Here is a 20,406-nt window from a genome sequence, read left to right as displayed (position 1 = left end):
CCTACTGTGGCGACGCCTTCGCCGTTCCGACCTGCTGCAGTTTCCAGCGTTCCAGATTGCTGGCCAGCAGCTGCTCGGGTACCCCGGCGGCGCGCAATTCTGTCATCTTCAGCGCCAGTTGTCCCCGCAGCCAGGCGTCGTTGCAGGCGGAGTTGTGGGAAATGGCCAGATGCATCTCATGGCTGAGCACCGGTGGCTCCAGCCGCTGCACCTTGTCCAATATCGCCAGTGCGCCCATGCCGGCAAGCGCGCTGTAGCGCTCGTGCAGGACGTAGTCGGTCTTGCCGGCCACCAGCTGCTCCATCGCCTGTGTCAACGAAGCATCCGCCTGCAGCGTCAGGCGTTGTCTGGCAAAAGCATCAAACTCGCGACCAAATCGACTGGTGCTGACGAAACGCCCGTCATGCCCGGCGAGGTCGTCGCGCGTGGCATAGAAGAAACCCGGCTCGTTGCGCACCCAGGCCACTGTCTGCAGCGACGCGATGGACGGATGAACGAAATCCATCTCGTCCAGGCGCTGCGTCACCAGCCGGGCATCGGCCAGGATATCGACCCGACCGCTGCGCACTTCGTCGAGCGCCTTGCTGGCGTCGCCGCTGTAGAGCAATTCGACCTTCACCCCGAGGGACTTGCCGATCTGCTTCAGTAGCTCGGCGTTGGCGCCCAGCAGCCGTTGCGGATTCTGCGGATCGCGCCAGAGAAACGGTGGGTTGTCCGCCGCCCCAGTGGCAACCAGTCGCTCGCATTTACCCACTGCGAACGCCAGCGAGGGCACCACCAGCAGCGCAACCAGAACCGATTTCAGCAGAAGGCCAAACCCCATGAACGACACCTTTTGAAGGAGCACACGAACGCGATGCGGCGTGATCTTAGCATTGGCCGCCCTGCCGTTCGCGCATAAAAAAACCCGCTCGAAAGCGGGTTTTTTTGGCGGCTGACGAATCAGACCAGCTTTTCCAGCTCGGGCACGATCTCGAACAGATCGCCGACCAGGCCGTAATCGGCAACCTGGAAGATCGGTGCTTCCTCGTCCTTGTTGATCGCAACGATCACCTTGGAATCCTTCATACCGGCCAGGTGCTGAATGGCACCGGAAATACCAACGGCGATATACAGCTGCGGCGCGACGATCTTGCCAGTCTGGCCGACCTGCATGTCGTTGGGCACGAAACCGGCGTCGACGGCGGCACGCGAGGCGCCTACCGCCGCACCGAGCTTGTCGGCCAGCGAATACAGGTGCTTGAAGTTCTCGCCGTTCTGCATGCCGCGACCGCCGGAAATGACGATCTTGGCGGCGGTCAGCTCGGGACGGTCGGACTTGGCCAGCTCCTCGCCGACGAAGGAGGATTTGCCCGCGTCACCACTGCCGGAGATCTGCTCGATGGCAGCCGAACCACCTTCGCCGCTGACCGCGTCGAAGCCTGTGGTACGCACGGTGATCACCTTGATCGGTGCGGTGGACTGTACGGTGGCGATGGCGTTGCCGGCGTAGATCGGACGCTTGAAGGTGTCAGCGCTTTCGACCGACGTGATCTCGGAGATCTGGTCGACATCCAGCAGCGCAGCCACGCGCGGCAGGAAGTTCTTGCCGTTGGTGGTGGCTGCGGCCAACACGTGACTGTAATTCTTCGCCAGATCGGCGATCAGCGGCGCAACGTTTTCCGGCAGCTGATGGGCATAAGCGGCATCGTCGGCAACCAGCACCTTGGAAACGCCTGCGATCTTGGCAGCTGCCTCGCCAATGGCGCCACAGCCGGAGCCAGCGACCAGCACATGGATGTCGCCACCGATTTTCGCGGCTGCCGCCACGGTGTTCAGGGTTGCGGCCGCGAGGACGGCGTTGTTGTGTTCAGCGATAACCAGGATAGTCATTTAGATTACCTTCGCCTCGTTCTTCAGTTTCTCGACCAGTTCTGCCACGGACTTGACCTTGATGCCGGCGCTGCGGGCAGCCGGCGCTTCGACCTTCAGGGTCTTCACGGTGGAGCCGGTGGCGACGCCCAGCGCGTCCGGGGTCAGGGTTTCCAGCGGCTTCTTCTTGGCCTTCATGATGTTCGGCAGCGACGCGTAGCGCGGCTCGTTCAGGCGCAGGTCGGTGGTCACGATTGCCGGCAGGCTCAGCGCGACGGTCTGCAGGCCGCCGTCGATCTCACGGGTGACGTTGACCTTGTCGCCAGCCACTTCCACCTTGGAGGCGAAGGTGCCCTGGGCGTACCCGGTCAGCGCGGCCAGCATCTGGCCGGTCTGGTTGTTGTCGCTGTCGATGGCCTGCTTGCCGAGGATCACCAGCTGCGGCTGTTCCTTGTCGACCACTGCCTTGAGCAGCTTGGCGACGGCCAGGGAGCTCAGTTCATCCGCGGACTCAACCAGCACGGCGCGGTCGGCGCCCAGTGCCAGCGCGGTGCGCAGCTGCTCCTGAGCAGCGGCCGGACCGATGGTGACGACAACGATCTCACTCGCCACGCCCTTCTCTTTCAGGCGCACGGCTTCTTCCACAGCGATTTCGCAGAAGGGGTTCATCGACATCTTGACGTTGGCGAGGTCGACGCCGGAGTTGTCCGCCTTGACGCGAACCTTGACGTTGTAGTCGACCACTCGTTTGACAGCTACAAGAACCTTCATGGATTCCTCGTTACTCTCCGGTGAATAGAATTTCGCCGAGGCGAACCGAACCCGGCGCGAAGGCTCTGGGATCGTCAGTCATTTGCCTGTGCGGCGAGCGCAAACCGTTCGTATCTTGACCGCAGGCCGCGGATGGGGTCAACAACGCATATGCCCCGTCATAACCATGCGGTGCGGGCGATTCTAACAGGCTTCGGAAAAATTCAAACAAACGTTTGTATTGGACCGGTTCGAGCGTCTATATATAATGCGCCGGCCGGTTCGATCAGGGAACGATTGTGCCTTTGCCACTCACATAACAAACAAGCCTTGACTAGGAGAAAGCCCAATGGAACGCGAATACATGGAATTCGACGTTGTCATCGTCGGCGCCGGCCCTGCAGGCCTGTCCGCAGCCTGCCGCCTGAAGCAGAAAGCCGCCGATGCCGGTCAGGAAATCAGTGTATGCGTCGTCGAAAAGGGTTCCGAAGTAGGCGCCCACATTCTCTCCGGCGCGGTCTTCGAGCCGCGCGCGCTGGACGAACTGTTCCCCGATTGGAAAGAACTTGGCGCCCCGCTGAACACTCCGGTCAAGCGCGACGACATCTATCTGCTCAAGAACGCCGACGCCGCCAACAAACTGCCCAACGCCCTGGTTCCCAAGACCATGCACAACGAGGGCAACTACATCATTTCGCTCGGCAATCTGTGCCGCTGGCTGGCACAGCAGGCCGAGAATCTCGGCGTGGAAATCTATCCAGGCTTCGCCGCTCAGGAAGCGCTGATCGACGAGCAAGGCGTGGTACGCGGGATCGTCACCGGTGATCTGGGCGTCGACCGCGAAGGCAATCCGAAGGACGGCATGTACACGCCCGGGATGGAACTGCGCGCCAAGTACACGCTGTTCGCCGAGGGCTGCCGCGGTCATATCGGCAAGCAACTGATCAACCGCTTCCAGCTCAACGCCAACGTCGATCCGCAGCATTACGGCATCGGCATCAAGGAGCTGTGGGACATCGACCCGGCCAAGCACGAGCAGGGTCTGGTCGTACACACCGCCGGCTGGCCACTGGACGATGAGAACTCCGGCGGCTCATTCCTCTATCACCTGGAAAACAACCAGGTGGTCGTCGGCCTGATCGTCGATCTGTCCTACAGCAACCCGCACCTGTCGCCGTTCGACGAATTCCAGCGTTACAAGCATCATCCGGTGATCAAGCAGTACCTCGAGGGCGGCAAGCGCGTGTCCTACGGCGCCCGCGCCATCGCCAAGGGCGGCCTGAACTGCCTGCCGAAAATGGTCTTCAATGGCGGCGCGCTGATCGGCTGCGACGCCGGCACCCTGAACTTCGCCAAGATCAAGGGCAGCCATACGGCAATGAAGTCCGGCATGCTTGCCGCCGAAGCGGCTGCCGATGCGCTGCTGGCCGGGCGCGAGGGCGGCGATGAACTGACCGCCTATCAGGAAGGCTTCAAAAATAGCTGGCTGTACGATGAGCTGTACAAGAGCCGCAATTTCGGCGCCGCCATCCACAAATGGGGCGCAATCATTGGCGGCGCATTCAACTTCATCGACCAGAACATCTTCGGTGGCAAGATCCCCTTCACCCTGCACGACAGCAAGCCGGACCATGCCTGCCTGAAGCCGGCAGCCGAGGCGAAGAAGATCGACTATCCGAAGCCGGACGGCAAACTGAGCTTCGACAAGCTCTCTTCGGTATTCCTCTCCAACACCAACCACGAGGAAGACCAGCCGATCCACCTGCGGCTGACCGATCCGAACATTCCGATCGAGAAGAATCTGCCGCTTTACGATGAGCCAGCACAACGCTACTGCCCGGCGGGCGTGTACGAAGTCGTCAGCAACGACGACGGCAGCAAACGCTTCCAGATCAACGCGCAGAACTGCGTGCACTGCAAAACCTGCGACATCAAGGACCCGGCGCAGAACATTACCTGGGTGGCGCCGGAAGGCACTGGTGGCCCAAACTACCCCAACATGTAAATAAAGCGTCAACGAAAAAAGGCTCCTTCGGGAGCCTTTTTCGTCGAGGTGACATTCTTGCCGAGCCGTCGCGCGGCGCTACTCCGTCGCCCGTCCGAGCGGGAAGAACTCGCCGCCACTCCAGACACCCAGCCAGCTCTCCCCGTCGAGCAGACGTGGCACCGCCAGCTCCACCAGTTCGTAAAACACGTTGCGATGAACCAACGCCTCCAGATTCGCACGCACATGCACATAGGGAGAAGGTTGGCCGGTTTGCGGATCCAGTTCGACGCGCAGCGGATGCTCGCCGCCAACCAGGACCTCATCCTCGACGTTGGTGATCATGCGCAGCTGCTGGGCTTCACCCTGCCCCGTCACCTCCAGGCGCACCGCCACGAACGGTGCGTCATCGACGCGTATCCCGACCTTCTCGACCGGCGTAACCAGAAAGTACCCCTCACCATCACGCCGCAACACGGTGGAGAACAGACGCACCATCGCCGGCCGGGTGATCGGCGTACCGAGGTAATACCAGCTGCCATCGCGGGCAATGCGCATGTCGATGTCGCCACAGAATGGCGGATTCCAGAGATGCACCGGCGGCAGTCCACGCACCTCGCCCTTCGGGATCTGTCCCAGCAGTTCGGTGGCTTTCGTAGATTCGCTCATTGATATGGTCCTCCGCGTCGCCCATCGACACTCGACACTCAGTCGCTGAGCCCCAGCAGACGCCGCGCATAATCTCGCAACGGCGGGCCGAGCAGCTCGTCAGGCTTGGCATCGTACAGATTGAGTAGCCCGCCGCGAGCACGGATACGGGCAGTATCGACCAGATAACGCGTGCCGGTCTCGACCAGCATCAGCTGCACGACGCCACTGTCGACCCCCAGACGATCGACGGCACGCTGTTCGTTCAGCTCATCGAAACTGCCAATACGGTCATCCGCCGCGGCGAACCGCGTATAGAGCACGTAGTGCGCGCCGACGGCCGTTGCCTGCGCCATCGCGTCTTCGAAGCCGACCGGCTGCGCCGCGCGACGCACCATCGGGAAATACTCGACGAACCCGGCGAACGCCTCCTCGGCGACCACATTGGGACGCGGATAGCCATTACCCGGCGGGGTGAAAGGCCCCTGCGCAATATAGATGAAGGAATCGGCCTGCAAACGCCACGGGCTGGCACGGCGCGTCTGGCTGTGGTCGAGGATACCGGCGTCGCGCAGGTGATAGCGGGTGCCTTCGGCCATATCGCTGACCTTCATGCAGCCGGTCAGGGTCAGGGCGCCCAGCACTACGTAGAGCAATCGCATCTGCATATTCTCCAGCCGGCGACGGGAAGCCGGCACGTCGCTGCCTGAATGCAGCATCCACGCCATACCACCCGCCGGTATCCCTCAATCACGCTTGCGCTTGTTGCCCATGCGCACGCCGATGTCCATGAGAAACTGGAAGAACCCTTCCTGATCCTCTAGCACATTGCTCCAGAACGGCGAGTGATACAGCGCGACCGCGCCATGCACGAGCGCCCAGGCCGCGCAATAGTGGAAATACGGCGGCACGTCCTCGAGTTTGCCTTCGGCGATGCGGCCTTCGATCAGCTGAGTCAGACGCTGGAAGTTGGAGGCGCGAATGCGGTGCAGCTCTTCCACCAGCTCCGGCACCTGATTGCCCTTCACGACTTTCTCTTCCAGCCGGTCGAACAGGCGGTAGCGCTGCGGATCGCGCATGCGGAACTCAAAATAGGCCCGTGACAACGCTTCCTTGTCACGGTCGACATCTTCGGAATGAAGCAGCGCGTTCAGGTCACGCTCATAATCAAGCATCAGCCGCAGGTAGATTTCGGCCTTGGACTTGAAGTGCTTGTAGATGGTGCCTTTGCCGATTCCGACGGCATCGGCAATCATCTCGACCGTGACGCTGTCTTCGCCCTGATCGAGAAACAGCTGCAGGGCAATGTCGAGTATTTCCTGTTCGCGGCGACGAAACTCGCGAACCTTCCGGGATTCTGTCTGCATGGAGGGCTGCTGGCGTGAAAAACGAGGTAGCCATTATGCCTATCCAGTCATCGAATGCACGAGGCATCCAACAATGATTCAATTCAGTGACGAATTTCCTCATCCGGTCGGATTGAGATACCTGAACCATGCTGCCGTCGCACCTTGGCCTCGGCGGGCAGCGCAGGCCGTCTCGCGCTTCGCCGAGCAGAACATGACCATCGGCGCCCGCGACTATCCACAATGGCTGGAAACCGAACAGCGCCTGCGCGAGCGCCTCGCGCGCCTGCTCAATGCGCCCGGCAGCGCGGACATCGCGCTGGTCAAGAACACCTCGGAAGCCCTGTCGTTCGTGGCATTCGGCCTGGATTGGCAACACGGCGACCAGATCATCATCAGCGATGAGGAGTTTCCGTCCAACCGAGTGGTCTGGGAGGCGCTACGCCCGCAAGGCGTGGAGGTCATCCAGGTCAGTCTCAAGGGTGCCGATCCGGAAGCCGACCTGCTCGCCGCCTGCGGCCCGCGGGTACGTCTGATGGCCATCAGCGCCGTGCAATATGCCAGCGGCCTGCGTCTTGACCTCCAGCGCCTGGGAGAAGGCTGTGAGCAGCGGGGCGTGCTGCTGTGTATCGATGCGATTCAGCAGATCGGCGCCCTGCCCTTCGACGTGCAACAAAGCCGCTGCGCGTTTGCGATGGCGGATGGACACAAGTGGATGCTGGGACCGGAGGGGCTTGGCGTGTTCTATTGCCGTGGCGATCTGCGCGAGCGCCTCACACTGCACGAATTCGGCTGGCACATGCTCGAGCATGCCGGCGACTACGAGCGCAGCGAATGGGAGCCCGCCCACAGCGCCCGGCGCTTTGAGTGCGGCAGCCCGAACATGCTTGGCGCGATGGCGCTGGATGCCAGCCTGTCGCTGCTCGAGGAGATCGGCATGCCACAGGTTGCCAACGGACTGGCCGAGCGTATCGACTGGCTACACCAGGGTCTGAAAGGCATCGACGGCATCGAGCTTCTGAGTCCCGGGACTCGGGAACGTCGCTCCGGCATCGTCACCTTCCGCCTGGACAGCGGCTCGAATCAAACGCTTTTCGAGCAACTGAAAGCCGAACAGATCGTGTGCGCGCTGCGCGGTGGCGGCGTGCGCTTTTCACCGCACTTCTACACCGAGGCGCGGATCATCGATGAAACCCTGGCGGTGGTCGCCCGCCTAGCACGCGCTTGAGCGATGAATCGCCAGCGGATGTATTCCAAATAGATTTAACAAAATCGCCGCTATTGGCGGCGAAATCTTTCGAACAGACTAATACTTGAGAGCACTGGTGAGGCATTCCCCCCACTGCCTGACCAGCTGAGAGCGTGAGGAACACGCTCTCATACTCCTAATGGTCTTGACCCGGCTCTCCGTTCAGGGAAGCCGGGTTTTTTTAGGCCGTCCGGGCGATACGCGTGCGGCGTATCTGAAAGCACAGACCGAGGAAGGCCACCCAGAACGGAATGGCGTACACCGACAAACGGATACCCGGGATGAACAGCATGATCGTCAGGATGCCGACCACGAACGCCAGGCACAGGTAATTGCTGAACGGGAACCAGAATGCCTTGAAACTCGGCTCGACGCCGCGCTGCTGCATCGCCTTGCGGAATTTCAGGTGCGCCAGGCTGATCATGGCCCAGTTGATTACCAGTGAGGCCACCACCAGCGACATCAGCAGTTCGAGCGCATTCTGCGGTGCCAGATAGTTGACCAGCACACACAGCAGCGTAACCGCCGCCGAGACGCCAATCGCCAGCACGGGTACGCCACGTCGGTTGACCTTGAGCAAGGCGCGGGGAGCATCCCCCTGCTCGGCCAGGCCGTAGAGCATGCGGCTGTTGCAGTACACGCCGCTGTTGTAAACCGACAACGCGGCGGTCAGCACGACGAAATTGAGCAGATGGGCGGCGGTATCGCTGCCGATCAGCGAGAAGATCTGCACGAACGGGCTGCCGCTGTAGGGGTCGGCCGCCGAACCCAGGGTTTCCAGCAGACTGTCCCACGGATAAAGCGTCAGCAGCACGGTAAGCGCGCCGATGTAGAAGATCAGAATCCGATAGACGACCTGGTTGATCGCCTTCGGGATCACCGTTTTCGGGTCGGCTGCCTCCGCAGCGGTGATCCCCACCAATTCCAGTCCGCCGAAGGAGAACATGATGATGGCCAGCGCCATGACCAGACCATGGATGCCGTTGGGGAAGAACCCGCCGTGACTCCACAGGTTGCTGATGCTCGCCTGCTCGCCGCCCTGTCCGCTGAACAGCAGGAACAGTCCGAGCATGATCATGCCGATGATCGCCGCGACCTTGATGATCGCAAACCAGAACTCGGCCTCGCCGAACGCCTTCACGTTGGTCAGGTTGATCAGGTTGATCAGTACGAAGAAGGCTGCCGCCGTCGCCCAGGTGGGTATTTCCGGCCACCAGAACTGCACGTATTTGCCGACTGCCGTCAGCTCGGCCATGCCTACCAGAACGTAGAGCACCCAGTAGTTCCAACCCGACATGAAGCCGGCGAACGGTCCCCAGTATTGATGGGCGAAATGGCTGAACGAGCCGGCGACCGGTTCCTCGACGATCATCTCGCCGAGCTGACGCATGATCAGGAAAGCAATCAGGCCGCCAATGGCGTAGCCCAGGATCATCGACGGACCGGCGCTACGCAGCACCCCGGCCGATCCCAGGAACAGGCCGGTACCGATGGCGCCACCGAGCGCGATGAGCTGGATATGGCGATTCTTCAGGCCACGCTGGAGCGGGCCGGTATGCAGTGTGTCGCGAGTCATTGCGTCACCTTCTGTGACGGTTGTGGGGCCGCCGACACGCTGTCGGCAGCGACGAAACTCCGAGCATGTAGCCAACGCATCGGATTACGCTCGATGGCGCAGAGCCATGAGCACAAGCGGCGCGCATTGTACACGCCCGAACGCCCACGCAGCCCTCTGCAATCAAGGCGCGACGTGCGCCAGCGGGAACAGGCGGCGGAAGTTGGCCGTGGTCTGTTCGGCAAAACGCTCGAAGGGTACGTCACGCCAGTGCGCGAGAAATTCCGCGACCTCACGCACGTACTGCGGCAGGTTGGGCTGGCCGCGATGAGGCACCGGTGCCAGGTACGGCGCATCGGTTTCCACCAGCAAGCGGTCGGCCGGTATCCGCCGCGCCACGTCGCGTAGCGCGTCCGCATTGCGAAAGGTGACGATTCCGGACAGCGAAATGTAGAACCCCAGATCGAGCGCCGCTCTGGCCATGTCCCAGTCCTCGGTGAAGCAGTGCAGCACACCGGCCTGCGGCAACGCGGCCTCGCGCAGCAGCGCCAGGGTATCGGCACGCGCTTCGCGGGTATGCACGATGACCGGCTTGCCGGTGACCTGAGCAGCCTGTAGATGCAGTCGGAATGACTCGCGCTGGCGCTCGCCAGCCTGCGGCTCGTAGTGGTAATCGAGGCCGGTTTCGCCAATGGCGGCCACCCGCGGATGAGCCAGCTCAGCGAGCAGCCAATCCAGCGCCGGCTGCGCTTCCGGCTCCAGATCCAGCGGATGCACGCCAATCGAGCAATCGACATCGGCATGGCGCTCGGCGATGGCCTTGACCGCGGCCGCATTGTCCGCACTGACGCCAATGCAGAGAAAATGTCCGACACCGCACGCACGTGCCGCGTCCAGAGCCGCATCGAGCGAACCGCCATGAGCGGCGAGATCGAGTCGATCCAGATGACAGTGGGAATCTACCAGCATGGGAAATCGCTTATCGCCTGGTTGGGAAAGGCGGCGATTGTAAGGTAAACGCGTGCACGCTTGGGGAGGCGCCGCGCCCGCCGGTCACATGGTATGGGTCGGACGATCGGATTTCAGCGCGCCGGCCAGATAGGTCTCGATCTTGTTGCGGGCCGTGGCGTCGCCGTCATTGAACTGCACGCCGACCCCCGCCGCGCGGTTGCTCTGCGCGCCTTTGGGAGTGATCCACACAACCTTGCCGGCGACCGGGATCTTCTCCGGCTCATCCATCAGATTGAGCAGCATGAAGACCTCGTCGCCGAGCTTGTAGCTCTTGTTCGTCGGAATGAACAATCCGCCGTTCTTGATGAAGGGCATGAAGGCCGCATACAGCACAGACTTGTCCTTGATGGTCAGGGACAGAATGCCGTTACGCGGACCGAGGTTTGCTGGCAGGCTCATGCGATTTCCTAGGATTGTTGACGCTCCGGCGCAAGCCGCGTCCGGTGGATTCTAGCGTGCCCCTGGCAGGCTTGCCCATTGCACCAGCAATGCTTCGAGAAGCAGGACACGATTGAGGTTGGCCTTGCCGAGCACCTTGTGCCGCTGTGCCAGCAACCAGTCCTGCAACGCCATGACGTTTTCGCGCGAAGCTTTCTGGCCGAGGTAATGCAAGACCTTGTTCATATCGGCAGCGCCGAGCGCGGCTTCATCACCGGTCATCTGATAGCGAAGAATCAGGTGTGCCCATTCGCAAAACCAGTCGAATAGCAGCCCCAACGGCAAGGCATTCCAGCTTTCCGCCAGCTGGCTCGGCGACTGCTGCGTCTTGTGCAGCTTCTTCACGCCCTCGACCACCTGCGCCCGCAGCTCCAACACCGATTGCCCGTGCAGCTTCGCTGCCAGCAGCGGAGAGCCACCGGCAAGCGCAAGCAACTCCTCGCGCAGTTCGGCGGCCAGTTCGGGCAGCTGACTCGCCAGCCATTCGAGGCTTTGCTGGTGGGATGGCAGTGGACAGGCCTGTTGCACGCAACGACTCTTGATGGTCGGTAACAGGCGACTGGGCTGATGGCTGACCAGCAGCAGAATCGTCTCGCCCGACGGTTCTTCCAGACTTTTGAGCAAGGCGTTGGCGGCGTTCAGGTTCATCGCCTCGACGGGCTCGAGCAGCACTATCTTGCGTCCGCCGAGCTGCGCCGTCTGCGTAACGAAACCGACCAGATCGCGCACCTGATCGACACGGATCGCCTTGTCGACTTCTTCCGGCTCGAGCACGTAGTAATCCGGATGCGTATGTGCCGCCAGCAACAGACAGGCCTTGCAACGGCCGCAGGCGCCCGCCGCGGTGGGGTTCTGGCAGAGCAGAGACGCCGCGAACTGTTCGGCGAGCATCCGCTTGCCGATACCGCGCGGACCGTGCAGCAGGTAGGCATGAGCATGTTGCGCGCGCCCCGCCAGTTGTTGCCAGAGCCCACATTGCCAGGCCAGCACCTCACCCATCGAAGCGCCCCAGCAATTCGGGGACGAGAAGATCGATGGCCTGCTGCACCTGGATCAGAGGCTGCGCCGCATCGATCACGCGATAGCGTGCTGGGCTGGCATGCGCGCGCGCGAGATAGGCCTGGCGCACCGCCTCGAAGAATCGCAGCCCTTCCTGCTCGAAGCGATCCAGTCGGCCACGTGCAGCGGCGCGGCTGAGCCCAATCTCGACAGGCAAATCGAAGATCAGCGTCAAATCCGGTCGCAGATCGCCCTGGACGAAGTTCTCAAGTTGGGCAATCCGCTCCACCGATAAGCCACGGCCGCCCCCCTGATACGCATAGGTCGCATCGGTGAAGCGGTCGCAGAGCACCACGGCGCCACGCTGTAACGCAGGGCGGATCACTTGTGCCAGATGCTGGGCGCGCGCAGCGAAGACCAGCAACAGCTCGGTATCGTCTGCCATCGGCTCATCGGCCGGCGTCAGCAGCAGCTCACGAATCCGCTCCGCCAGCGGCGTACCACCGGGTTCGCGGGTAAGCACCACATCCAGCCCGCGAGCGCGCAGCCGCTCGGCCAGATATTCGCGATTGGTGCTCTTGCCGGCGCCTTCCGGCCCTTCCAGGGTGATGAAAAGTCCTGTCACTGTGCTTGCTCGCTGGTGCTCGGGGCCGGTTGAGGTGCCGGGCTGGACCGATAGTCGGCTCGCCGGTTGAGTTGATACTGACGTACCGCGCGATTGTGCTCGTCGAGGGTGTCGCTGAAGACGTGGCTGCCATCGCCGCGTGCGACGAAGTAGAGACTGCGCCCCTCCTTCGGATGCAGCGCGGCGTGAATCGCCTCGCGCCCAACCATCGCAATCGGCGTCGGCGGCAGACCGGCGGTGGTATACGTGTTGTAAGGCGTCGGCCGGCGCAGGTCGTTGCGGCTGATGCGCCCGCGATAGCTCTCACCCATGCCATAGATCACCGTGGGATCGGTCTGCAGCAACATGCCGCGTGCGAGGCGACGCACGAATACACCCGCGATTTCGCCGCGCTCCTGCGGCACTCCGGTTTCCTTCTCGATGATCGAGGCCATGATCAACGCCTGATAGGCGTCCTGGTAAGGCAGTCCTTGCGCGCGCTGCTGCCATTCTTCCGCGAGCACCTGCTCCAGGCGCGTGTAGGCCTGTTTCAGCAAGTCGAGGTCGCTGGTACCCCGGGTAAAACGATAGGTATCGGGAAAGAAGCGTCCCTCAGGATGCAGACCGGGCTGCCCCAGACGCGCCATGACCTCTGCATCCGCGAGCCCTTGCAGGGTCTGCTGCAGTTTCGGCTGCGCCTGGAGGGCAGCGCGCAGCTGACGGAAATTCCAGCCCTCTACCAAGGTGAGGCTGTATTGCTCCACCTCGCCGCGTTGCCAGAGCCCGATCAGGTCGCGCGCGCTCATGCCGGGCGTCAGCCTGTATTCGCCGCTGTGCAGGCTTTGACCGGACAGGTTCAACCGCCAGTAAACACGCAGCCAGAACGAATCACGCAACAAGCCCTGCGTCTCCAACCGCTGGAATACGCCACTGGGCGTGTCGCCGGACTGGACGTCGAGCAACTGCAGCTCCTCCAGCGCCAACGGCTGTTCCAGCGCGGAGTACTGCTTCCAGGCAAAGAGTCCGAGGCCGGCGAGCGCCAGCAACGCGACCAGCCCAAGCGAAATGAGAAGTTTACGAATCACGAGACACTCGACAGGTCGGCTATGGCCGCTTGCAGTTTACGGGTCAGAACGCCCACCGGCCAGGTATGCCCGGCCAACGCCACCACCGGCCAGATGCCGTAGAGACTGTTGCACAGCAACACCTCATCGGCCGCCAGCAGCTCCTCGTACGTCAGGTCGCGCTCGACCACGGCAACTCCTAGTTGCTGCGCGCATTCGATGAGTTCCGCACGCATCACTCCAGCGACACCACAGCGCTGCAACGCTGCGGTGAGCAATACACCGTCGCGCACGATAAACAGATTGCTGAAGACACCCTCGATCACCCGTCCCGAGCTATCGCGCATCAACCCCTCGGCATAGGCCGAATCCTGCCACTCGGCCCGGGCCAGAACCTGCTCCAGACGATTGAGGTGCTTGAGCCCCGCCAGCAGCGGTTGCTCGGCAAGCCGCGTCGCGCAGGGAAACAGACGTACGCCTGTCTGTCCGTTTTGTACTGGATAGGCCGGCAGTGACGAGCCGAGCAGCAGGCGCCGCGGAGAGCAGGGATGCGGAGGTGCATAGCCGCGGCGGCCGGCACCACGGGTGACCGTAAGTTTGGCCACTCCAGTGTCGAGTTCACCGCAGAATGCCAGTAGCTCTGCTCTGACAAGCGGCAGATCGAGAGGGATAGCAAGCCGCCGACAACCCTCATCCAGCCGCTGCAGATGACGTTCGAGCAACTGCGGCTTGCCGCGCACGACCTTGATCGTCTCGAACAGGCCGTCGCCATAGGCCAAGCCGCGATCGTCGACGGGCAGCCCGGTAGCAGGCTGTCCGTCGATCCAGCAGGATTTCACTCAGCGAACCGGCGAAACACCAGCGAACCGTTGGTGCCGCCAAAACCGAACGAGTTGGAAATCGTCACATCGATGGGCATCGGCTTCGCCTGGTGAGGCACGAAGTCCAGATCACAGCCCTCGTCCGGCTCATCCAGATTGATGGTCGGCGGCGCCACCTGATCACGAATCGCCAGCACACTGAAGATCGCCTCGACCGCGCCAGCCGCCCCCAACAGGTGACCAACCATCGATTTGGTCGAGCTCACGGACAGCTTGTAGGCATGGTCGCCGAACACGCTGCGTATCGCCGCAGCCTCGGCCTTGTCACCCGCCGGGGTAGAGGTACCGTGAGCGTTGATGTACTGCACCTCGGCGGCGTTGAGTCGGGCATCGTTCAACGCGTTGCGGATACAGCGTGCCGCCCCAGCGCCGTCGTCCGGCGGCGAGGTCATGTGGAACGCGTCAGCGCTCATACCGAAACCGATCAGCTCCGCATAGATGTGCGCACCGCGCGCCTTGGCATGCTCCAGCTCCTCGAGCACCAGCGCGCCGGCACCATCGGACAGCACGAAGCCATCACGCTGCCGATCCCATGGACGGCTGGCGGCGGCAGGATCATCGTTACGCGTCGACAGCGCGCGCGCAGCGGCAAACCCGCCAATGCCCAGACCGCTAGCCGCCATCTCGGAACCGCCGGCAACCATTACATCCGCTTCACCGTAGGCGATGTTGCGCGCCGCCATGCCGATGCAGTGAGTGCCCGTAGTGCAGGCTGTAGCAATCGCGTAGTTCGGCCCCTGCAACCCCAAGTGGATGGACAGGAAACCGGACACCATGTTGATGATCGAACCGGGAACGAAAAACGGCGAGATACGCCGCGGCCCCTGCTCGATCAGCGCTTTGCAGCTGTTCTCGATATTGGTCAGCCCGCCAATGCCGGAGCCCATGACGACGCCGATACGCTCGCGGTTGGCGTCGGTAATTTCCAGACCGGAATCACGAACGGCCTGGAAGCTGGCTGCAAGGCCGTACTGGATGAACAGGTCGAGCTTGCGTGCCTCCTTGGCCGGCAGGTACTGCTCAACCTCGAAGCCTTTGATCGAACCGCCAAAACGCGTGGAGTAGGCGGAAAGATCCATGTGCTCAATCAGGCCGATGCCGCTGCGGCCGGTCAGGATACCCTGCCAGCTGCTCGGCACATCGTTGCCCAGCGGCGATAGCATGCCCATACCGGTAACCACGACGCGTCTACGCGACACAGCAATTCTCCTATACCTTGACGTTTGGCTCAGCTCCCGCCGGTAGTCCGATGAGTGCGGGAACACTCGCGGCTGCAGCGAACATGCATCGCCGCACCGCGAATCGACTCTCAAAGAAAAGCCGCACTACCTCGTGCAAGGCAGTGCGGCTTTCCTAGTTCCGAAGCAGGACTACAACTTACTGCGCGTGCGCGTTGATGTAATCGATGGCTTCCTGAACGGTGGTGATCTTCTCAGCTTGCTCGTCCGGAATCTCGGTCTCGAATTCCTCTTCCAGAGCCATCACCAGCTCGACGGTGTCAAGAGAGTCGGCACCCAGGTCTTCGACGAAGGAAGCGCTGTTGGTAACTTCCTCTTCTTTAACGCCAAGTTGCTCGGCAACGATTTTCTTGACGCGTTCTTCGATGGTGCTCATACCTTGTTTTCACTCCTATGGAAAAAGCAGGCAGCTGGTCTGCGCGGTAGTGTATAGAAAGCGTTTTCCGCATTTCAAGCTGAAAGCGGGCAAGCATGAACCCACTTCCAACCATCTGTCTATAAACGTTTCGCAGCTTATAGCGATTAAAACAGTCATTATGACTGCCGAGTCACGCCCGGCGTCACATTCAACTCATGTACATGCCGCCGTTCACCGGAACCGTGGCACCGGTGACATAAGCAGCGCCATCCGAAGCCAGAAAGGCAACGACCTTGGCGATTTCCTCAGCCTGACCGAGACGACCCAGCGGGATCTGTCCCAGCAAGGCATCACGCTGGGCCTCAGGCAACTCACGCGTCATATCGGTATCGATGAAGCCCGGCGCCACGGAGTTGACCGTAATGCCCCGCGATCCCACCTCACGCGCCAGGGCACGACTGAATCCTTCGAGGCCGGCTTTGGCGGCGGCGTAGTTTACCTGCCCCGCGTTACCCATTGCACCCACCACCGAACCGATGTTGATGATGCGTCCCCAGCGCGCCTTGGTCATGCCGCGCAGCACGGCCTTGCTAAGACGGTACAGGCTGTTGAGATTGGTATTGATGACGTCGAACCACTCGTCATCCTTCATCCGCAGCATCAGATTGTCGCGTGTGATCCCGGCGTTGTTGACCAGAATGGCCGGCTGCCCAAGATGTTGCTGAATGTGTTCCAGCGTACTGGCGACTGATTCGTCATTGCCGACGTCGAGCACCAGACCGGCGCCTTCGATGCCATTCGCCTTCAGGGTTTCGGCGATGCGCTCGGCACCTGACGGCGTGGTGGCCGTGCCGATAACGATGGCGCCCTGGCGCCCCAGTTCCAGGGCGATGGCCTGGCCGATACCACGGCTAGCGCCAGTGACCAGCGCCACCTTGCCTTGCAGATTCATAGCATTCTCCTTGATCAGGCCAGCGCAGCGCGGGTGGCGGCGAAGGCTTCTGGGGTATCGAGGTTGTAGGTGTTGATGCCCTTCACGCAGCGCTTATTCAGCCCGGACAGCACCTTGCCGGGGCCGCACTCGACCAGATCCGTCACGCCGCGCTCGCTGAGCGCAACCATCGACTCAACCCAGCGCACCGGACTGTAGAGCTGAGCCAGGAGATCGCGCTGAAGCGTTTGCAGATCGGCGACGACCGCTGCGCTGACATTCTGGACCAGCGGAATCTGCGGCGCCTGCCAAGCCACAGCGGCAACCGCATCTGCGAAGCGCTCGGCCGCGGGCCGCATCAGCTCACAATGCGAAGGCACACTCACGGGCAGCGCCATCGCACGCTTGGCGCCACGTGCCTTGCAGGCCTCGATGGCGCGTTCGACGGCGGCCGCATTGCCGGCGATCACAACCTGCCCCGGAGCGTTGAAGTTCACTGCACTGACGATTTCGCCCTGCGCCGCCTCGGCACAGGCCGCCAGCACGTCAGCGTCTTCGAGCCCCAGAATCGCCGCCATTCCACCCATGCCAGCCGGCACCGCCTGCTGCATCAGCTGACCACGCAGTTCGACCAGTTTCACCGCTTCGGCGAACGGCAAACTGCCCGCGGCGACCAACGCGGAATACTCACCGAGGCTGTGCCCAGCGACGAAGGCGGGACGTACGCCACCCTCGGCCAGCCACAGACGCCACAGCGCCACCGATGCAGCCAGGATGGCCGGCTGGGTCTTGTCGGTCTGATTCAGTTGTTCTTCCGGACCTTGCTGGATCAATGCCCAGATGTCATAGCCGAGCGCCGCCGAGGCCTCGGCGATTGTGTCGATGACGAGGCTCTGCCGGGCAGCCAACTCGGCGAGCATGCCGAGCGACTGCGAACCCTGACCAGGAAAGACGAAAGCGAATGATGCGGACATGAAGCAGCTCTCTTATGGTTCTGTTCGTCTGATACGCGCACCCGTGGACAGGCGTCGCGAATCTCAGTTGGATGGTCGACTACCGGACGCAGTCACATTGTCCGACCCCAGCCCCTGCGCCAAGCGCTCGCGCAAATGGCCAGGCAGATCATGCTGAATATCCTCCGCCGCACGCAGGATAGCCGACCTGAAGCCAGCCTCCCCCGCGCTGCCATGACTCTTTACCACAATCCCCTGAAGGCCAAGGAAACTGGCGCCGTTGTAGCGTGATGGCCGCAGCTCCGTGCGCAACTGACGCAGCATCGGCAGAGCCAATCCGCCAACGATGCGCGCCGCTAGCGACCGCCGGAAAAGCGCCTCCACCCTGGCGATCACCATCTCCGCCAGTCCCTCACTGGACTTGAGCAAAACATTGCCGACGAAGCCGTCGCACACCACGACATCCGCTTCGCCGCGGTATAGACCATCACCTTCGATGAAGCCGATGAAATTGAGCCCCTGCGTCTGCTTCAACAACGTGGCAGCAAGCTTGACCTGCTGGTTACCCTTGATCTCTTCGATCCCGATGTTCAGCAGGGCGACGCGGGGGCGATCGGTACCCAAAGCCTGTGCAGCAACCGACCCCATGAGCGCAAACTGCTGCAACTGCTCGGCAGTGCAATCGACGTTTGCCCCAAGATCAAGCAGTAAACAGGGATTTGCGCGCGTCGGGATGGCAGTAACCATCGCGGGGCGATCGATGCCTGGCAGGGTTTTCAGCACCTGCCGCGCCAAGGCCATCAGCGCACCGGTATTGCCAGCACTGACACAGGCCTGCGCCCGCCCTTCGCGCACGAGCTCCAGCGCAACATGCATCGATGATTGCGATCTGCCGCGCAGAGCCTGCGCCGGACGCTCGGCCATACCGATAACGTCCTCGGCGTCAACGATCTGCAGACGTGTGCGATCGACCGATGAGTGCTCGGCGATGAGGCGTTCCAGAAGGGAAGATTGGCCGACAAGAGCCAGATGCAGCGAGGGGAGGTCAGCCAGCAAGGACAGACTGGCCGGAACAATGCAACGGGGACCGTAGTCCCCGCCCATTGCGTCGATCGCGATGACCGGAGCGAACAAGGATTACTCGTCAGCGCCCTTGTCGATCACCTTGCGACCACGGTAGAAACCGTCCGGAGAAACGTGGTGACGCAGGTGGACTTCACCAGTGCTCTTTTCCACGGACAGAGCGTTCGCCTGCAGAGCATCGTGGGAACGACGCATGTCGCGAGCGGAACGGGATTTTTTGTTCTGCTGAACAGCCATTTGGATCAACTCCTAAACGTTTGGGTCACGCTTTAACTGCGCCAGTACGCTGAACGGGTTGGACCGCGTTACCTCGTCCTCACTCGGCTCAGGCTCGTCTGGCCCAACCGGCGGCTGGCAAATTTCAGGATCATGGAGTGGAACAATCGGCAGAGCGAGCAACAGCTCGTCTTCGACCAGCGCCAGCAGATCCAACGAATCTTCTCCCACTTCCAGCACGTCATAGCCCTTGGGCAGGTGCTGGCTGCTCGCCCCCTCATTGACAACGGCGTAGTCGCATTCGCTGTGAATGGGCAAAACAACCGGCTCCAGACAACGCTGGCAAATCATTTTGACGTCAACATCGAGCTGGCTGTGGATAACCGCAGTACGCTGCTCGTCGCGCCCGAACGAAAAACTGGCACGCACCACACCCTGATCATCTTCAAGAGACTCAGCGAGTCGCTGAAGCTGCGACAGGCTTAGCTCGCCCTGCAGGCTAGCCGCCCGATCTGCAAGCTTGCGCGGATCAATGTGCGGAGGTATCGGTCCTTTCAACATAAGCGCGGCATTCTATGGATGCGCCCCATGACTGTCAAAGGAATTCAGCCCGCTGGCCACACCGCGCGCATAGAATTGCCCATCCATATATAAAAGGAAGGACACATGCGCCGACTATTGCTTGCTTCGAGTTCCAAGTACCGACAGGAACTGCTTTCACGCCTGCGCCTGCCTTTCACAAGCTGCGCCCCGGCCATCGACGAAACTCCACATCCTGGCGAATCAGCCGAACAACTGGTGTGCCGTCTGGCCGCCCAAAAGGCACAAGCACTCGCCGAAACCCACCCCGATCATCTGATCATCGGCTCCGACCAGGTAGCAACACTGGGCGACAGCATCCTCGGCAAACCCCACACGTTCGAACGAGCCAGACGTCAGCTGCAGGCTGCCAGCGGCACCACTGTTCGCTTTCTCACCGGCCTAGCCTTACTCGATAGTCGCAGCGGGCGCATTCAGAGCGACTGCGTTCCGTTCACAGTCCACTTCCGCGAACTGGACGACGCGCGCATCGAGCGTTATCTGCAGCTCGAGCAACCCTACGATTGCGCCGGCAGTTTCAAGGCCGAGGGCCTGGGCATAAGCCTGTTCCGCGCCACCGAGGGCACTGACGTTACCAGCCTCGTAGGTCTGCCCCTGATTCGTCTGGTGGACATGCTTCTGGCCGAGGGCGTGGAAGTACCCTGACA

23 protein-coding genes are annotated in these 20,406 nt (G+C 61.8%); 3 read left to right on the top strand and 20 right to left on the bottom strand.

Annotated elements, in window-relative coordinates; all coding sequences use genetic code 11:
* Position 1: 1 nt before the first annotated feature.
* The 3 genes from NAV27_RS08145 to NAV27_RS08135 all read right to left on the bottom strand — a co-directional run bounded on the left by NAV27_RS08145 (position 2) and on the right by NAV27_RS08135 (position 2,622).
* Entirely contained in the window at positions 2–823 is an 822-nt protein-coding gene (locus tag NAV27_RS08145) for a substrate-binding periplasmic protein (protein WP_102828882.1), read from the bottom strand.
* A gap of 119 nt (positions 824–942) precedes the next feature.
* Complete coding sequence (locus tag NAV27_RS08140; RefSeq protein ID WP_043297378.1) at positions 943–1,872, bottom strand: electron transfer flavoprotein subunit alpha/FixB family protein; 930 nt, start codon at positions 1,870–1,872, stop codon at positions 943–945.
* Positions 1,873–2,622: an electron transfer flavoprotein subunit beta/FixA family protein gene (locus tag NAV27_RS08135; RefSeq protein WP_102828881.1), complete on the bottom strand. Its 750-nt coding sequence runs from the start codon at positions 2,620–2,622 to the stop codon at positions 1,873–1,875. It abuts the gene before it with no gap.
* Positions 2,623–2,950: 328 nt separating this feature from the next.
* Between NAV27_RS08135 and NAV27_RS08130 the strand changes: the two genes are divergently transcribed.
* Positions 2,951–4,606, top strand: a complete 1,656-nt coding sequence (locus NAV27_RS08130) for an electron transfer flavoprotein-ubiquinone oxidoreductase (protein WP_102828880.1) — start codon at positions 2,951–2,953, stop codon at positions 4,604–4,606.
* 78 nt (positions 4,607–4,684) lie between these two features.
* Here NAV27_RS08130 and NAV27_RS08125 read toward each other — a convergent pair whose 3' ends face one another.
* The 3 genes from NAV27_RS08125 to NAV27_RS08115 form a co-directional block, all read right to left on the bottom strand.
* Positions 4,685–5,254 carry a DUF1285 domain-containing protein gene (locus NAV27_RS08125; protein WP_102828879.1) on the bottom strand — a complete coding sequence of 190 codons (570 nt, stop codon included), beginning with the start codon at positions 5,252–5,254 and terminating at the stop codon, positions 4,685–4,687.
* Positions 5,255–5,292: 38 nt separating this feature from the next.
* Complete coding sequence (locus NAV27_RS08120; RefSeq protein ID WP_369805887.1) at positions 5,293–5,901, bottom strand: DUF4823 domain-containing protein; 609 nt, start codon at positions 5,899–5,901, stop codon at positions 5,293–5,295.
* A 78-nt stretch (positions 5,902–5,979) separates the two neighbouring features.
* The gene (locus NAV27_RS08115) at positions 5,980–6,600 is read right to left on the bottom strand and encodes a TetR/AcrR family transcriptional regulator (RefSeq protein WP_008570636.1); all 621 of its coding nucleotides are present in this window, start codon (positions 6,598–6,600) and stop codon (positions 5,980–5,982) included.
* A 73-nt stretch (positions 6,601–6,673) separates the two neighbouring features.
* Here NAV27_RS08115 and NAV27_RS08110 point away from each other — a divergent pair, with 73 nt between their 5' ends.
* Positions 6,674–7,807: an aminotransferase class V-fold PLP-dependent enzyme gene (locus NAV27_RS08110; RefSeq protein ID WP_037020850.1), complete on the top strand. Its 1,134-nt coding sequence runs from the start codon at positions 6,674–6,676 to the stop codon at positions 7,805–7,807.
* Positions 7,808–8,009: 202 nt separating this feature from the next.
* Here the strand turns inward: NAV27_RS08110 and NAV27_RS08105 are convergent, their stop codons facing one another.
* From NAV27_RS08105 to NAV27_RS08040, 14 genes are all read right to left on the bottom strand, one after another.
* A complete protein-coding gene (locus tag NAV27_RS08105; RefSeq protein ID WP_008570638.1) occupies positions 8,010–9,404 on the bottom strand; it encodes an amino acid permease in 1,395 nt (464 codons plus the stop codon).
* A gap of 162 nt (positions 9,405–9,566) precedes the next feature.
* Complete coding sequence (locus NAV27_RS08100; RefSeq protein WP_102828878.1) at positions 9,567–10,352, bottom strand: TatD family hydrolase; 786 nt, start codon at positions 10,350–10,352, stop codon at positions 9,567–9,569.
* Between the two features lie 84 nt (positions 10,353–10,436).
* Positions 10,437–10,793, bottom strand: coding sequence for a PilZ domain-containing protein (locus tag NAV27_RS08095; protein WP_008570640.1), 357 nt, complete (start codon positions 10,791–10,793; stop codon positions 10,437–10,439).
* A 51-nt stretch (positions 10,794–10,844) separates the two neighbouring features.
* Positions 10,845–11,831 carry a DNA polymerase III subunit delta' gene (locus NAV27_RS08090; protein ID WP_102828877.1) on the bottom strand — a complete coding sequence of 329 codons (987 nt, stop codon included), beginning with the start codon at positions 11,829–11,831 and terminating at the stop codon, positions 10,845–10,847.
* Complete coding sequence (tmk, locus tag NAV27_RS08085; protein ID WP_102828876.1) at positions 11,824–12,456, bottom strand: dTMP kinase; 633 nt, start codon at positions 12,454–12,456, stop codon at positions 11,824–11,826. The genes NAV27_RS08090 and tmk overlap by 8 nt, the downstream gene beginning before the upstream one ends.
* Positions 12,453–13,520 (bottom strand): endolytic transglycosylase MltG, encoded by a 1,068-nt coding sequence (gene mltG, locus NAV27_RS08080; protein WP_008570644.1) that lies wholly within the window; start codon positions 13,518–13,520, stop codon positions 12,453–12,455. Before mltG ends, tmk begins: the two co-directional genes overlap by 4 nt.
* On the bottom strand, positions 13,517–14,338 hold the full coding sequence (gene pabC, locus NAV27_RS08075) for an aminodeoxychorismate lyase (RefSeq protein WP_102828875.1): 822 nt from the start codon (positions 14,336–14,338) through the stop codon (positions 13,517–13,519). Before pabC ends, mltG begins: the two co-directional genes overlap by 4 nt.
* Positions 14,335–15,579, bottom strand: coding sequence for a beta-ketoacyl-ACP synthase II (fabF, locus tag NAV27_RS08070; RefSeq protein WP_102828874.1), 1,245 nt, complete (start codon positions 15,577–15,579; stop codon positions 14,335–14,337). Before fabF ends, pabC begins: the two co-directional genes overlap by 4 nt.
* A 178-nt stretch (positions 15,580–15,757) precedes the next feature.
* Positions 15,758–15,994, bottom strand: a complete 237-nt coding sequence (acpP, locus tag NAV27_RS08065; protein WP_003283670.1) for an acyl carrier protein — start codon at positions 15,992–15,994, stop codon at positions 15,758–15,760.
* Between the two features lie 190 nt (positions 15,995–16,184).
* Positions 16,185–16,928 (bottom strand): 3-oxoacyl-ACP reductase FabG, encoded by a 744-nt coding sequence (gene fabG, locus NAV27_RS08060; RefSeq protein WP_043299393.1) that lies wholly within the window; start codon positions 16,926–16,928, stop codon positions 16,185–16,187.
* A gap of 14 nt (positions 16,929–16,942) precedes the next feature.
* On the bottom strand, positions 16,943–17,881 hold the full coding sequence (gene fabD, locus NAV27_RS08055; protein ID WP_102828873.1) for an ACP S-malonyltransferase: 939 nt from the start codon (positions 17,879–17,881) through the stop codon (positions 16,943–16,945).
* 63 nt (positions 17,882–17,944) lie between these two features.
* Positions 17,945–18,994: a phosphate acyltransferase PlsX gene (gene plsX, locus NAV27_RS08050; protein WP_102828872.1), complete on the bottom strand. Its 1,050-nt coding sequence runs from the start codon at positions 18,992–18,994 to the stop codon at positions 17,945–17,947.
* 3 nt (positions 18,995–18,997) lie between these two features.
* The gene (gene rpmF, locus NAV27_RS08045) at positions 18,998–19,180 is read right to left on the bottom strand and encodes a 50S ribosomal protein L32 (protein ID WP_008570655.1); all 183 of its coding nucleotides are present in this window, start codon (positions 19,178–19,180) and stop codon (positions 18,998–19,000) included.
* Between the two features lie 12 nt (positions 19,181–19,192).
* Positions 19,193–19,720 carry a YceD family protein gene (locus NAV27_RS08040; RefSeq protein ID WP_102828871.1) on the bottom strand — a complete coding sequence of 176 codons (528 nt, stop codon included), beginning with the start codon at positions 19,718–19,720 and terminating at the stop codon, positions 19,193–19,195.
* A 105-nt stretch (positions 19,721–19,825) separates the two neighbouring features.
* Between NAV27_RS08040 and NAV27_RS08035 the strand changes: the two genes are divergently transcribed.
* Positions 19,826–20,404 (top strand): Maf family protein, encoded by a 579-nt coding sequence (locus NAV27_RS08035; protein ID WP_102828870.1) that lies wholly within the window; start codon positions 19,826–19,828, stop codon positions 20,402–20,404.
* Positions 20,405–20,406 lie beyond the last annotated feature (2 nt).

Source organism: Stutzerimonas degradans (assembly GCF_024448505.1).
Classification (GTDB): domain Bacteria; phylum Pseudomonadota; class Gammaproteobacteria; order Pseudomonadales; family Pseudomonadaceae; genus Stutzerimonas; species Stutzerimonas degradans.
Note: the sequence above shows the minus strand (reverse complement) of the source record. Positions and strands in the feature narration are given on the sequence as shown.